The 14,947-nt window shown below is 56.0% G+C and carries 10 protein-coding genes; 4 read left to right on the forward strand and 6 right to left on the reverse strand.

Features of this window, described 5'->3' with window-relative positions; genetic code table 11:
- On the reverse strand, positions 1-103 hold a 103-nt coding region (locus DQ405_RS28690), incomplete at its 3' end, for a transposase (RefSeq protein ID WP_168426168.1).
- A 78-nt stretch (positions 104-181) separates the two neighbouring features.
- Between DQ405_RS28690 and DQ405_RS22210 the strand changes: the two genes are divergently transcribed.
- The 4 genes from DQ405_RS22210 to DQ405_RS22225 are packed head-to-tail and all read left to right on the forward strand — an operon-like array spanning position 182 to position 7,315.
- Positions 182-856, forward strand: coding sequence for a hypothetical protein (locus DQ405_RS22210; protein ID WP_168426169.1), 675 nt, complete (start codon positions 182-184; stop codon positions 854-856).
- An 18-nt stretch (positions 857-874) separates the two neighbouring features.
- Complete coding sequence (locus tag DQ405_RS22215) at positions 875-1,912, forward strand: restriction endonuclease-related protein (protein WP_038663141.1); 1,038 nt, start codon at positions 875-877, stop codon at positions 1,910-1,912.
- Complete coding sequence (locus tag DQ405_RS22220; protein WP_104097884.1) at positions 1,896-4,967, forward strand: hypothetical protein; 3,072 nt, start codon at positions 1,896-1,898, stop codon at positions 4,965-4,967. Before DQ405_RS22215 ends, DQ405_RS22220 begins: the two co-directional genes overlap by 17 nt.
- Positions 4,964-7,315, forward strand: coding sequence for an RNaseH domain-containing protein (locus DQ405_RS22225; protein ID WP_168426170.1), 2,352 nt, complete (start codon positions 4,964-4,966; stop codon positions 7,313-7,315). The genes DQ405_RS22220 and DQ405_RS22225 overlap by 4 nt, the downstream gene beginning before the upstream one ends.
- A gap of 154 nt (positions 7,316-7,469) precedes the next feature.
- Here the strand turns inward: DQ405_RS22225 and DQ405_RS22230 are convergent, their stop codons facing one another.
- The 5 genes from DQ405_RS22230 to DQ405_RS22250 all read right to left on the reverse strand — a co-directional run.
- The gene (locus DQ405_RS22230; protein ID WP_168426171.1) at positions 7,470-9,689 is read right to left on the reverse strand and encodes a DEAD/DEAH box helicase; all 2,220 of its coding nucleotides are present in this window, start codon (positions 9,687-9,689) and stop codon (positions 7,470-7,472) included.
- On the reverse strand, positions 9,664-10,959 hold the full coding sequence (locus DQ405_RS22235) for an ATP-binding protein (protein WP_003291459.1): 1,296 nt from the start codon (positions 10,957-10,959) through the stop codon (positions 9,664-9,666). Before DQ405_RS22235 ends, DQ405_RS22230 begins: the two co-directional genes overlap by 26 nt.
- Positions 10,956-13,439: a tellurite resistance TerB family protein gene (locus DQ405_RS22240; RefSeq protein ID WP_168426172.1), complete on the reverse strand. Its 2,484-nt coding sequence runs from the start codon at positions 13,437-13,439 to the stop codon at positions 10,956-10,958. The genes DQ405_RS22235 and DQ405_RS22240 overlap by 4 nt, the downstream gene beginning before the upstream one ends.
- Positions 13,440-13,647: 208 nt before the next feature.
- Complete coding sequence (locus tag DQ405_RS22245; protein WP_168426173.1) at positions 13,648-14,301, reverse strand: 3'-5' exonuclease; 654 nt, start codon at positions 14,299-14,301, stop codon at positions 13,648-13,650.
- Between the two features lie 426 nt (positions 14,302-14,727).
- Positions 14,728-14,947, reverse strand: a 220-nt coding sequence (locus DQ405_RS22250; RefSeq protein WP_168426174.1) for an IS30 family transposase, incomplete at its 5' end; no start/stop codon positions are given.

Genomic DNA, 14,947 nt, shown 5'->3' on the forward strand with positions numbered 1-14,947 from the left:
TGCCATGGCGTATGGCCACGCTGGAAACGCTAGCACCGGATTGCAGGCACTCCTGAACAACCTGGGCCTTGAACGGTTTGGGGTAAGAGCTTCGTTGGCGCATGGAAATCCCGGCGATAAGGGCTATCGCGTCCGCTTAAAAAACGCGGACACCATCGCCCTTAATGCTGGAGTTCGGAAGGTGAGTTGGCTGGACGCTTACCGACTAGCAGACCAAATACTTGAACTGCCCAAGGCTTATTTCCCCGAAAGCATCACCTGTCTCGACAGGCATCGTTTTTCTGCTCACGGACTAGACGAACCTTGGCCTGAACAGCAATTTGATGAGCTTCATTTTTTCTGCTCATCTCCAGACCAGCTACCTCCCGCGAGTCACCTAGATCGACTAGCAGCCATCATCCACGTCCATCATTTAGCCCCATGCATGGCACAAGCATATCCGGGTTATCGCAGCTATCTATGGTGCACTGAGCAAGCTCTGTGTGACTTCTGGGCAAGCATGTACTTAGCAAGAGAGATGCAAAGCATCCCAGGGTTGAACTGGAATAGTTACCCCACATGGCAGCTGCCTGAACACTGCATTGGTCAAGCAGCAACTAGCTGGGGCTCAACACCAAATGCAGCTATAGATTCATTACTAGCGCAGGCTGGGCATACAAGACTCACTACTACGGTCGATGCAATCCTCGTAATAGAAGGCAATTGCGATATGTCGATAAGCGACTATTTCGACCTATTGATCCTGCTAGAGGCCAAAATCAAATGCGATATCGCACCCACTGGATGGGTAGCCCCTGAATACTCAGGTTATGGCCTAAAGCTGCTCACATTCGGCCCACTTAAAGACCAAAGTTGACGCAGTGGAGAACAGTGCATGGATAAACAACAACCTGAGCATTTGCTGCAACTCCTCGCTCAAGGCGCATCACTCAGCAGTAAGAACAGGGCACTGGCGTTTCCCTTGCTGCAGCGGGCTTGCGCCCTGCTCTGGCGTCTTGAGCCTGTTGGCTACCCAATGTCAGCCATAGAATTGGAGCGCAAGCTAAGCGTTCCCCTTGAGGACTGGCTGTCTTCGGCTATCAGGGCCGACTACTCAGGCCCCTTACTGTATTCCAACATCGCCACGCAAACCTGCAATGAGATGCTGCTTGAGCTCGACGTAAGGGAGCTGTGGGAGCAAGTCCAGGCCAGCGTAAACCGGGTCAAGCAAGCGTGCCGCCTTCGGGCTGACGGTGAGACACACTATCGAAACTTCCGGTTGTTTCTGATTGAGCATGGCGTGATCGTGCCCTTCCAGGCCCAAGAATCCTTCGTTTCACTCAATCTTTCTCTAAGCGAGTTCTACGAGCCCATCCCCCCTCACCTGCACCATAACGGGCTTCTGTATCTATGTCCCGAATGCAAATGGCCGATGAATGCTCAGCGGCACCAGGTCAGTTGCGACTCTGCTTGGTGCCAGGACAAAAAGAGTCTTTTTGTTCGTGATGGTTCGAGACTGATCAACCGTGTAGACAACAGCATCCTTCTGGGACACCCCGTCGAGGACCGGCTGATGCTCAAACCGCCATTATGGAAATTCACGCTCCAACCTGGACTGCTTGAGGTTGCGCTCGCAAGCGCGCTCGTGGCGAAAGGTTTGGAGGTGCAGCTGTGGCCTGATGTGGATCGAACGGATCTGCGTATCCGTCTTGGCCACGCTTACCAGGATATTGATGCCAAGGTCTGGATATCGTCCTACGAGCTGGCCAAACACATCGAATCAATCCCTTCGAGCAAGCCTCGCTGGATCGTAATCCCGGATTACCAGATGCAAAACATTCCCCTGCTCCGACAACGCTGCCCTGCAGGGGTTGCGGTCTTCACGCAGAGCCAGTGCGTAAGGGAGGCACAAAAACATGCAGCCCCTTTCTGACATTAGTACAACGCTTTTTCTCGCCCTGGCTGCGCGATATGTGGGCAGTGAACCCATGCTGGCCGATGCAGCAGCTCTCTGCGCGGGCCGAACACGCGGCTGGAGCACCTGGTGCGCGCTTCAGGACGCTGATCAGCTGCTGATAGCCGAGAGCTTGCGGCTCAGGCCCTCACTTGTAGCCCAACCCAAGCGTTTCCTGATGAGCGCCGAGGCGATTATCAAAGGTGAACGCAGCCCCTTTGAGTTGATCGACGCGAGCAAGCTGAGTGACGAGCTCCACGAACAGGATTGCTATCGCATATCACCGCACCTGAATGCCGACCAGCTCATCAGGGAATACTTCGAGGCACTCAAGTATGGGCGTGCGACACCGGTCTATGCCCAGCTCCCAGAGTCTGGGGACGTAGTCCTCAAGCATATCGCTGGAGATCAGGTCAGGGTTTTCGTTGTACCTGAAAGCGAGCGGAGCGTCCTCGAAGTCGCTGACTGCCACATCCATATCCCCTCATCGCCCGCTGTGCAGGAAATCGAGTGGGAGCTTGGCTCACTACGCGAACTCGCCCAGCAACTCGATGCAACGCCCAATCTCCACAGCCAACACGAAGCCTCCCTGACCAACATTTGGGGATCAGAACCCAAACGCGCAGCAGACTCGGGCAATTTTTACCGCGTGAATGCCCCCACTGGAACCGGCAAAAGCGTTGCCATGGTGATGATGTCGATTGACGCGGCTCGCAGAGGTCACAGAGTCGTGATTGCGGTACCGACGCTAGTCGAACTGGAAAACACCGTACGTATTCTCAGGCAGTCGCTAGCTGTGGCAGCGGCTGATCTGAAGGTTGCACCATTGCACTCAGCGACGCGGGTCTATGAGCGTGCACAGATCCAGTTCGCGCAGAGCAATACTGCGTCCGCGTACGACTATGCCTGCCTGCTGGATGCTTACGCGTCCGACCTCCTCGACGTCGAACCCGGTAAAGAGCCTTGCTTCAACGTTCGGGTATCGACCCAGGAGGAAGGCCGACTTGAGCATTCAAAACGGCTTAACCACTGTCCTTTTCTCTTCAAATGCGGTCGGACCAGAATGTTGTCAGAAGCTCTTGAAGCCGACATCGTGGTGATCAACCATCATGCCCTATTGTCGGGCACTACGCGCATTCCGCTGTCCGACGCCGACCAGTTTCCTGGACCGCGCAGCCTGATCGAGTTGCTGCTCCGGACTGCCCCGGTGTTTCTCGTCGACGAAATCGACGGTCTGCTGAAGTCTGCCATAGACAGCAGTGTCATCGAGCTGAAGCTTGGCAACCAGGGTGACAATAGCCCTCTCTTGCGCCTGTTCAATACCGTTGTTGGCCGGTCAAACATACTTGGGATTGATCGAAGCAGTCTGTACCGGGTGAACTGGGCGCTAACCTATTGCACGCTCAGTGTGAGCCAGCTCATGAACCTTCAGCAGGAAAAATATTTCGAGTGGCCAAAGAAGGAAACAACCTGGTCAGATGCCGACGACACCTTCATTACCGAAAAGCTGGGAATCAATCGCGAGGAGCTGGAACAGCTGTTCAACAACACGAACCGCATACCACCCCACCTGGAAAGGCTAAGTCACCACCTTGCCTGCTGGCGCTCAAACGATGGCGAACACAAGCTTGAAACCCTGGCGGTCAACCTTGGTCATCTCATCAAGGCATTGTCCGACAGTGGTCTGCTTCCTGCACCGCTGAAAGAGCATGACCAGATCCGCCTAAAAGCATCGTTGATCTTGCGTGGCACGCTGCTGGTCATCGAAACACACCTGCGAAACCTCCAGGTTGAGCTTTCTGGCTTCGTCAACGCCGAGGTCCCAAACGCTTATGAGGTTCGAAGGAGCATTGCAGGGCCAGAGCCGTTGAGCCCTACCCCCAACGGCCCCTTGCAGCGGGCCGTGTTTGGTTTCAAGCGGAAAGACAGTAGCGACAATGACTCGACCCTGAACGTCGTCGCCATGCGCGGTGATCCGCACAGCACCCTACTTTCATTTCCGGATGTCAGCGCTCTGGGCTATGCCGGTGTGAAACGGTTGTTCATAGGGTTCTCTGCCACTGCATATTTTCCCGGAGCCAGTGCTTACGACCTTCGAGCCAAAGACTTCATCGACGTTCCGGATGCAGCTGGCCAGATCACCTTCGAGAATGTCAACCAAACGACCGCCATCTCTGGTGCCGCCTTTGCGGAGCGCAAGTTCCTGGTATCGAAATTTGCCAAAGAAATATGGCCCTGGGCGAAAGCCCGTCTCCAGAGTCTGGCAAACGACCCAAAGACCCAAGAGCGCGCTCGCCTGCTCTTGGTCACCAACAGCGACACGGATGCTGAAGTGCTGGCCATGACCCTCGCGAAAATGCAGGGTGGCCCAGGCCAATTGGTAGGCTGGGTGCGAGGACGACAGAGCGAGTACAAGCCATCCTCACTCGAAGCACAGCAAACACTTGTCTACGACGACCTGGCGGAATTCACCAGCGGCCGGCATAAGGACAAGACGTTGCTGGTCAGTGCGCTTGGCCCTATGGCGCGCGGCCACAACATCGTAAACGCCGATGGTCTTTCGGCGATTGGCGCCGTAGTGATCTGCGTCCGTCCACTGCCCTCTTCGGACAGCCCAAACAACAACCTTGCCCATATCTGCTACGAGACGGGGAAAGCGGTTGCCTTCTACAGCAGCCCTGGCTTGCTGATGATGCAGGAGCGAAAGCATTCCAATGCTCTCCTACAAAGTATTCGTACCGCACGCCCGGCGTTTAGCCAGCAACCGGATAACATCCGTCATTACACCATCATGAACATCCTGGTGAGCCTCACTCAACTCATCGGACGGGGGCGTCGAGGAGGTACTCCGGTAACTTGTTACTTCGCTGATGCCGCGTTTCTGAATGGCCTCAAGCCTTGGCACGAGATGCTCAACGAGAGCGTCCATCAACTCAAGAAAGATGGGGATTGGGATCAGTTCGAACGTCACCATGCCGGCGTCGCATCAGCACTTCTGAAATACATCAATGAATCAAGAAAGGACGCGAGATGAAGGCTCTTGAGCTACGCACCAGCCTATTCAAATTTGATGCGACCCAATTGGGGCAAGCCTACCGTGTGGTAATCGGCCCCCAGTATCTCGACGCGTGGCAAGCGCTTCAGGGGCTGGTTAAAAAGGCACATCCGGGCCTGCCTACGACAGGATTGGAGGAGATGCTTGCGGTTCTTTCCCGGGGCCCCGTAAAGGTGGACCTATTCCCCCAAAAAGAGGGCGGTGTCTCGGCGATTATCATGCTCTATCCGCTGTCAGTCGACACTATCAACGAGGTACTCCACCTATGGTCGATGGACGTCCTTAGGATTTGGAACGAGCAACTGGTCGGCATTGAAGGAAAGTTGATCGTCACCGACGTGGTGCCGCTGGATACAAGTCACCTAGTCACGCCTGGAGACATTTCATCGCTCGCGTATACGGTCATTCCTTGGCTGGTGGGGCAAGCCCTCATACAAAAGCCCATGCAGGCGGCGATGCCCATCAAGCTGTACCAGGCAGCTGATTCCAGCTTGCTTGCATGGGATGACCCTATCGTTTCCGAAAATGATGTCCGATATGCCAGTGCACTGCATGCTATCGAACCGACTCTTGTCTTGCTGCACGGTCGGCCGCAGCCCTACATCCAGCTACGTGTGAAACTGACCCAGGTGATGCCCAACCTTGTAGGCAAGAAAAAACATGCCTGGGTCAAAACCGGCGACCTGATCGTCAAAGCGAAGCTCAAAACCAAGAAGACGGTCGAAGGCTGGGAAACTACGTACGAGCACCCTGTCGAGAAGCTGCTGACCTTCATGGGCGTACAGTCGTTTCCTCCAATGGTCGACGGCGACATCCCCGTCGACAGCGACGTGAGACCCATCTACGCCATCCCACCGTCGAATCCAATGATTGCGTCAGGCCCTGGCCCGCTGTTCCTCGACCAAGCCGGCTTTCACCTCCTTACAAGTCTGCCTGGAACGGCTCCGCTTCTGGTCAAGAAGGCGGTGGCTAGCTTACGAGAGGAGAAGGTTGTCACCACGGGAGAGGCCGCCAATCTGAACGCGATGGTACTCGCAGCACACGCTGACGTGATGCTGCGGCTACATGCAGCCAGTACCACCCTGGCCCAGGACAGCAAGTTCTTCGATAAGGTGATGCCTCCTCTCGTGGCACTGACACGCCTGGATGTACCGGACGCGCAGCGAATGCTTGAAGGAAAACATGACAGCAACAGCCTAAACGACTGGCTAATGAACCATGTGGTGCCCGCGAGCAAGCAGGCTTCTGAAAATGGCGCAAAGGTAATGATCGTTGAGACCAGTACGTCCGCTGCCTCTCAGGAAGCAGGGCTAGACCCCAAGCACGTCATTCGGAGGGTACTGGCAAAGCACGGCATCGCGACCCAGTTCATCATGCATATCGACCCTGATGCACAAGCTAAGAGGCGGAAGACCAAAGCGGATGATCGTGATTTCAAAGCTACCAACTCGATCATCGAAGCGATTCGACTAAGCGGGCACCTCCCCGTTCCGACGCCCAAAGTAAAATCGATGCCGGCGAGCACAACGGTGCTGTCGATTTTGCTGGATAGAATTCAGGATAAAGGCCCGGCCATCTATCTGCCGGTTATCACCCGGACGGTGTTGGGCGGGAATAAACCAGAGGTTTTCTGGTTCGAATCTAGCCTGGACTCCAATGGCAAATGGTTCAGCTACGGCGAGGGCTTGGCCGCCATCCACGGGACGGACACTCTGCTCAAGCCTGACCAATTGAAGACATTGGTCACCCAATCCTTGCTGGACTGCAAGATCAATTCGAACGACTCGTTGATCGTTTGCCTCGATGCCAATCTAAGAACCTTCTATGGAGCATTGAAAGATGGCCCCGGGGAGGGTCTTCCTCCCGTCCCATCAGATGCCGCTGTCGTCCGCATTCGAGCCGATCACCAGGTAGCACAGATCAGCGGCAACCACACCTTGTCTCCCAACTCGGCTCACTACATCGGGACGAAGGTGGGAGCTTTTCAATCTTGCGAGAGCGCCTCGGTATTTTATTTCGTGTCACCGTCTAAGCAGTACGGCAGCGTTCGCTCACAGCGCGAGAACACAAGATACGACGTATCAGAACGAGACCTGCGAGATCCATGGCAGCAGTTGGGCGTAACAGAAATCACGATCATAACGCCCGGGGCATTTAGCACTGCGACAGTGATCGCTGAACAGGTCGCCTTGCTGTGCAGGAACCCTTCACTGTGGGACGGCTACCTGCGTCTGCCTGGGCCCATGCACTTGGGCAAACAAGTAGCGGCAGACCATCCAATTTTGGAAATGCGACGCAAGTCTGAAGCGAACCGGTATGGAAATTAGGGAATCTAATGTGTGGCAATGAAGCCGGTCAAATAGTCACCTGTTAGCACTCGGTATTAAGTTGTGCTCCATATGCACTGGATTTTGGTTCATATTGACCAGATGAACCAAAGTCGGCTTTCAACAAAGCAGGCACCACACGAATAAGCTAGATTCAGGCCTTCTCCGCAGGCTGGCTCACTAGAGCCAATGCCAAGGCCTTTGCTCCACCCAAGTCCAAATGCATCGTGGCGTAAGACTGCATGAGTAATGCTGGCGGAAGCACCCAATCCCATTTTTCTTGAGCCATGTTCTGTACGTCCGCCAGAACAGCGGATTCATCAATACCGTCCCACTCGGCGATCTCACGCAGCTTGCTTTCAAGCGACGTCCGATCTCCCTCAACCTCGATGACCAACCCGCTGTTCTCACTGGCTAGTCCGGTGTGCGTCAACAAGATGGCTAGGGCATCGTTTGTCCAATCGCCTCGCCAGCTGAAAAGGTAAGTCTTACCTCCGCTTTCGGTCATGCTCGAATGTGCCAGTCCAAGGTCCGAAAAAGCACTACGTGCCTGAGCTAGTAGCTCTTGTGCCGTAGTATCAAGATAGGGGTAGACGTCCGCCTCCAACAAGACGCTCCTCATCTCTTGCCGAACCCGATCATGTACACGGGCTCCAAGCCCGTCAAAGGACGGGGGAGCACCACCGGGATCGGATCTCACGACAACGACCTTGGCCTCAGTGTCCACGCTCGTCACCCGCCAGCGGCGCCCAGCAAAGATGATTCGCTGATCGACGGTCAATGGCCTGGAGACGGGCAATGCGCCAAGTGGTTTCCCATCGCATACCAGGCGGAACTCTTCATTACTGACAAATGCACTGTAGAAGTCGTAGTGGTTGATCAGGCGTTCCCCCACTACGCCGGGCAGCAGGAGCCCCGATGTTTCCTGGGTTATCAAATCGCGCTCACCGAGGGCACGAAGCAAACTGAGGAAGCTGCCCTGCTCCACCCCAGTGAACGGACCACTGCGTATCAAGGTGCTCCACAGCTCTGCAGCTGTAGCTCCACCCCGCTGGGCTATCACCGAGAGGCACTGCTGTACCAGCGTCGATAAATGAAGACCATGAACACGAGGAGGCTCGAACCAGCCCTGCATCAACAACCGGATCATCGCGATGCTTTGCAGCAAACCCTGGCGAAGTCGATCCGACAGGGGCGAGCCATCGTCTAGCTGACGCTCCTTACAGTAACTTCGGAGAATGGCTGCCTCTCCCGGACGGCGTCCGGATCGCCCCAAGCGTTGACGCAAGCTAGCTACCGATGGCGGAGCCCCGATCTGCACTACCGTCTTGATGCTGCCGATATCGACCCCAAGCTCCAGCGTGGTAGTGCAGACTGCGGTGGCAGGCCGGTCACCGGCTTTCAGCGCTTTCTCGGTTTCCTCTCGAATGTCCTTCGCCAAACTGCCGTGATGCGGCCAGAACTCGTTCGGTACACCATTCTGCTCGCAACGGCGCCGCAGATTGTCAGCGAACCACTCAACCTGAGTTCGACTGTTGGGGAAGATCAGGTTATTGCTGCCGCGTAGGACCTGAAAGAGATGCTCTGCGATGGCATGGTCCGGAGAAAAAACATCGTCACCTTCAGGCTGTACCGGGAGCGCTTTCTTGGACTCCACATACCCTCTGATCTGAGCCTTAAGTATCTGGCCGCTACCCTTGGATTCGATCACCGACACATGATGAGGGGCATTGGGACGCAAGAAGGCAGCAGCCAGCGTCATGTCGCCCAACGTGGCGGAAAGACCAACCCTGGGCAGGGGGCGATCAATGATTGTTTCAACACGATGCATGAGTGACTGCAGCTGCTTGCCTCGCTCACTGCCGATAAAGGCATGGAGCTCATCCACCACCAGGTACCGCAGGTTGGCAAACAATCCCGCTAGGCTGGTTCCCTTGTTCACGAACAGAGCTTCGAGCGACTCCGGCGTGATCAACAGAATGCCTTCCGGGGACTTGAGGAAGCGATGTTTGCGGCTCGCTGAGATATCCCCATGCCAAGCAATGACAGGAAGCTCAAGCTCATCGCAAAGCCTCGCCAAACGATCCCACTGGTCATTGATGAGAGCCTTCAGCGGGCTGATGTAAAGCACCGCCCCAGGCTTTTCCGTGTCCTGCAGGAGATTGGTAAGGATGGGCAGAAACGCGGCTTCGGTTTTGCCTGCAGCTGTAGCCGCCGCGATGATGACATCCTGGTCGGCCCCCAAGAGCGCAGGGATAGCACGCTCCTGGGCATCGCGTAGGGAGGTCCAGCCCTCGGTCCATATCCAGCGCTGGATTCGCGGTTCAAGGAGTTCGAAGCCAACCGATTCAGAGCTGGAAGGTGGCAAGCTCATCGTCCGCATCCACTTGGATATCGGCCTCACCGCCTCGATCCGGTGCAATCTCCACGGCACCCAACAGGGTCCGCCAATCAGCGTCAGGATTCTGCTCCAACACCGCTAGCAGGCTGATGAATGCGGTAATGGTCGTCCGCGGGGTACGGAAGTAGGCCTCACCCATCCGCTGGTTGCAGTGGGCCATAAACAGCGGCAATGCTTCGTCGGGTAGCAAATAGCGCTCGTTCACGCCTGCCGCGTATACATGACGCAGTTTCTGCAGCAGCACGTAGAAATCCTCAGGTGTCAGACTAGTGAGGCGTATGACAGGGCCGGACAGATCTACCAGCCCGGACTTGGCGAAGTTATTTTCAGCCAGACGCGACTGCAGCGCCGGATAGCTGTAGAGGCCGCGGCGAGTATCCATGAGAAATTCGGGTGTACCGCCCAACACAAAACCAAGCCCCTCAGCAGAGCCCTGCAGGGAGTCATTGAGGATACGAAGAATCTGCTCGTAGTTAGCGTTACGAGCTTGGGTGTTGGAAAGTTTGTACAGGTTCACCAGCTCATCGAGACATACCATCAACCCGCTAAAGCCGGCCAACCGAACAAATCGAGCAAGCAGCTTGAGCTGATCGTAGACCGACGCATCGTCGACGATGGTTCGCACCCCCAGTGCGGTGCGGGCATCTGTCTTGGTAGTGAACTCGCCACGCAACCAGCGGATAGCATCGGCCTTGAGCTGCTCGTTACCCTCTTCGAAGCCTTTGCAATAGGCCGCGATTACATCAGCAAAGTCATAGCCGTTGACCATCTCTGTCAGTTGGTCTAGATGCTCGCGAATCACAGCCTCACTGTCTTTGCCGGACGCTTTGGCTTCCGTCTTGGCCTGTGCCACGAATTTCTCGACTATTCCTTGCAGAGCGCCGCCATCAGGCTTAGTTCGGGTGGACATATTCTTGGCCAATTCGGCATACAGCGAGCGAGCCTGGCCACCAGTAGCATGGAGACGACGATCCGGGTTCAGATCGGCATGCATGGTGACGAGCTTGCGCTCCATCGCGATAGAACGAACCAGGTTGAGGAAGAATGTCTTGCCTGCACCATACTCACCGATCACTACGCGGAACGCGGAACCGCTTTCCGCGAGGCGCTCCACATCACGGATGAGTGCTTCCAGCTCCCCGACACGCCCCACTTGAATCAGGTGCTGGCCTGCACGGGGAACGACGCCGGCGCGCAGGGACTGGATGACCGCATCGCGGTCCTTGGCTCTGATGCTGCTCATAGCGGTAATTTGTCCATAATGTCAGGGTTGACTTCGAAGGGGTCTTCCCCCTCGGTGACTGGCATATCGAAATGCTCAAATGCCATGTCGTTGATCTGCTCCAATGCTCCGTCGAGCATGAGCTCCATATCGCTTGCAACGGCCTCCAACTCGTCATGAGACCACTCGGTACGGGATACGAGTACACGCAGGAAGGCTGAGTGATCGGCGTCTAAGCCACAAATGGAGGAAGTATCCTCAACAGTCTCTTCCACAACTACGTCATCTGGCTCAGCAGGCTTGTCGTCAACGAAAACCTGAGCCAGCAGCGCAGATACCTGTTCCGTTTCACGCTGCAGCTGAGCGATGCGCTCCTGGTCCAGAGCAAATCCGCCAACGGGCTTGGACGGACTTGCTCCGGGTATGGAAGGCGTTGTCTGCGATGAGCCAACGGAGCTGCCACTGGAGGCCACATGAAGGTCGCTGTACAGCGATTGCGGATCCAGCTGCAGGGTCTTGTAGACGCGCTCCAGCAACTTCACCTCTGCGGGACTAACCTCGCCGTCGACCTGCGCCAAGTGAGCGAGAAAAGCCGCCACAACCCTCTTCGCCGGCTCGGCCAGGGGCTCCAGTTTCTTCTTCAGGCTCTGCAGGGTTGGTGGCTGGTTAAGCTGCAGGCGCAGGTGGGCCTTCAGGCGCTTCCGATGAGCACCGCTCAGGTGACTCCAAGAGTCTATATGCTGGGATAGCAGCATAATTTCCTGCGGCGACGTGTCACCATCGGCCGCAGCCACAGCACAAGCAAGGTCCAACGTAACAGAGGCGGCGCTATAAGCCGGCGAAGACCGCAGATCACCATCTTCAGCCTGGGTCGCAAAGAGCGCCACATTTTCCTCAGACTTGGGTGTTCGGCTGCCTGTCAGCACATCCGGCTCGATACCGATGTGTAAAGACTCCAGCGCGCGGGCGAGCGTCAGAACCTTTTCTCGCGACAGGCTACCTGCACTCTGCAGTCGTCCTGCCAGCTCACCGAAGCTCATGACCACCATGCCGTCGCCGATGCGTTGCTTTAGCTCGGCGAGCGCTGTTCGAGCTGTTGGCGGCCACAGGTTTACAGGCAGCTGTAACAGCCCTTCTAGTGCATCAGGAGTGCCTGGGTTGCGGCCGAGATAACGACTGTAGGGCTCCAACTGCACCGTGCATTCGTCAACCAACTGCTGCAGCTTCTTCCGAGCTGCGCTAGTCGCCGTGACGTCAGGAATACCGGATAGGCCATCCAGTTCTTGGGGTGGTAGACCCGCAGAAGCGGTGTTGTATTGGAGTCTCAGACGGGTCTTGTTCTGAGGGAGCACCATACCGGCGCCATAACGTTCCTCGTAGCGCATGCAGAACAACTGGGCGAACGCTTCTTTACAACGGGTTACGGGTGTTCGCTTCCCGACGTTGTGATCAGACAGCACCCAGGCCAACGCCCAGTCAGCCGGCATTGGTTGCTTGTCAGCCGCCAACTGACCCAGGCCAATACGCAGGTCTACAGGCATTTCGTAGCCGTAAGGTAACGGTGCCGGCGGCGCCTTTTGATAGCGCCTGGCGAGTATTTGGCCTTGGCGGAGGAAGTCTACGAAGCGACTGGCGTAGTTATTGAAGGAGTTATTCTTGCCATAGATCGAGAGCAGCCGCTCCACCTCGGCAATTATGATAGGTATGTCGGCCGCGGCAGCCTGATCCGTCTTGGCGTCGACAAAAACCCTACGCTCAAGACCGTAGAAGAATAGGAACACGTAGCCGATGTTGGCATGCGGAGCCTTTCGACCACTGGATAGCCATTGCAAATATGCGCGGCGGGCCTCAGGAGAGATGCTGTCGTAACTGGGCCAGTAAGAGGTGAGACGCTCAGATATATCGACGATGCCCCGTGCGACCTTCAGTTTGGGGTTGATCAGTGACGGTTCCGAAGGTCCATTGCGCCTGTTTTTATCTTCGCCGACGTAGATCAGACCAATTGGGATATTTTCGCCCGCCACTTCGATGGTTTCGCCAGCAGAAAGCCACCGGACGTTGGCACTATTCAGGTTCGCCGGCGCGCTCGGAATTCGGTGGGAAGGCCGCTCAGTGGCCTCCAAAGTTACGGTAAAAAAGCCAGAGTCGTCTCGCTTTGCCGAAACCTGCCGGGGCGACGCCGAGACTTGCGCAGGAGCAGAGGGCTCACTTAGTGGCGAGACCTCATCCAATGAAAACGTCAGGCCGGTGCTTATGCCGAGGTCCGAGGAACTTGAACGAGCCCCCCCTTGGGGTGGCCGCATAGTTGTTGCCGAAGACATGACTGACGGTTTGCTGAAGGCCTTTATTACTAGCCACCCGCCTATGCCGACAATGAGTGCTCCGCCCAAGAAAACCCAAACACCCTTGGGAACGGAAGCTAGCCCCCCAATCACTAGTGCACACAGAACCATCGCTCCAGATACACCAGACTTGCTGCTGCGCTTACGCTTCCCTGCCATCGCTTCGACTCCCTATACAAGCATGCTGGCCATTTAGCAGTATCGGCAATTCGGGTGCATCAGCCAATACCTCGCGCCGAGCTACGTGTTGAATCTCTTTATGATGTTATCCAGATGTGTTCCGTATGCACTGGTGAGATGGCGGCTCGATGCGAGCCGGGCGGCCACGGGGTTGAATTGATGAGCAGGCACAGCGCCGTCCGCCCTACTACGTCGGTTGCCTCGCGCTGAGCAGTAACTGCGCTAACCGAGCCAGATTACGCGCATCGTCGATGGCCCTGTGATGCTCACCCTCCCAGGAAAGGCCTATGCTTTCCACTGCACACTTCAGCCCTAGCGCACGGCAAGCGAAAATCTTCCAAAAGCACTTCTTTAGATTGATATGACGCGCCGGATCCAGCAATACATCTACCCCTGCTCTGAAAGCGTCCTCCTTCAGCTGGTTTCGGTCGTAATCGCCCCAAGAGCACCAGCGCCAGCCTTCTGTATTTCGCGACCTCAGCCAGTCACCAAGCTGATCTTGTACCTCCGCGAAACGCTTTGCAGTATCGACGTCAGATTGAGATATGCCGGTCAGCCCCGTGCAAAACTCAGTTAGCGTGGGGCGAAGTAGCGGCCGGACAAACTGTCCGAAATGATCGACAATCCTGTACTCCGACTGAACATCCAACAGCGCGATGCCAATTTCTATCGTCTCCATCTCGTCGCGCTGGACCTCGAATACGTGAGCGTTCCGGGCCGCCTCGTTTAGGCCGGCAGGGTAGTCATCGCAAGTCGCTTCCAGATCCACGCAAAGTAACCAGCGACTTTCTCCAAGTTGTTGACGAAGCGCATCAAGCTGCCCCCAACGCTTTACCTGCATGACACCCCACCTCTCTTTTCCTCAGAGGATATAAACTTACGAGCATCAGCACGGACCGTGGGCTCAGTTTTATAGTAGTGACACGAGAAACGGATCATTGAATCGTTACTGGGGTTGCGTGTATGCCTTTTGCCCTCTGTGCCAACAGCCAATCCAGTGACAGGCGCCCGTCTTCTTTGAAAGTCACGATAACGTACAAGCTGCCCGTGGCGGTAAACAGCGCCCAAAACCCGCCTTGCTCATGAGCTTTCAGTACATCGGAGGTCCGAACCCGGTGACCGTCCTGGAACCTTCCATACACATCCGCCCGCACGTGACGATGAACCACGCCGATACAACAGCCTGCGATTAAATAAGCGTCCGTGAGATACGCCGTAACTTCCCTACCAAAAGACATGGCGGTTGCAGGAGCTGAGCGCAACACGGTTATTGAATTGAAGCCGGAGCATCATGCCGCATCGCCATGGCATTTTGCATGACCTCTCCCATCACCTCGATGGGGCATTTGAAGTCGAAGCGCTTGCGCGGTCGCATGTTCAGTTGCAGCGCAATGGCGTCCAGCTCCTCTTGGCTATGTACCGACAGGTCTGTGCCCTTGGGCAAGTACTGGCGAATCAGGCCGTTGATGTTTTCGTTGCTGCCGCGC

It is taken from the genome of Pseudomonas sp. SST3 (genome assembly GCF_003325755.1).

Bases quoted from the DNA above. Each gene is read 5' to 3' on its own strand.
- DQ405_RS22215 (WP_038663141.1), top strand. From the start codon at position 875: ATGGATAAACAACAACCTGAGCATTTGCTGCAACTCCTCGCTCAAGGC.
- DQ405_RS22220 (WP_104097884.1), top strand. From the start codon at position 1,896: ATGCAGCCCCTTTCTGACATTAGTACAACGCTTTTTCTCGCCCTGGCT.
- DQ405_RS22225 (WP_168426170.1), top strand. From the start codon at position 4,964: ATGAAGGCTCTTGAGCTACGCACCAGCCTATTCAAATTTGATGCGACC.
- DQ405_RS22230 (WP_168426171.1), bottom strand. From the start codon at position 9,689: ATGAGCTTGCCACCTTCCAGCTCTGAATCGGTTGGCTTCGAACTCCTT.
- DQ405_RS22235 (WP_003291459.1), bottom strand. From the start codon at position 10,959: ATGAGCAGCATCAGAGCCAAGGACCGCGATGCGGTCATCCAGTCCCTG.
- DQ405_RS22240 (WP_168426172.1), bottom strand. From the start codon at position 13,439: ATGGCAGGGAAGCGTAAGCGCAGCAGCAAGTCTGGTGTATCTGGAGCG.
- DQ405_RS22245 (WP_168426173.1), bottom strand. From the start codon at position 14,301: ATGCAGGTAAAGCGTTGGGGGCAGCTTGATGCGCTTCGTCAACAACTT.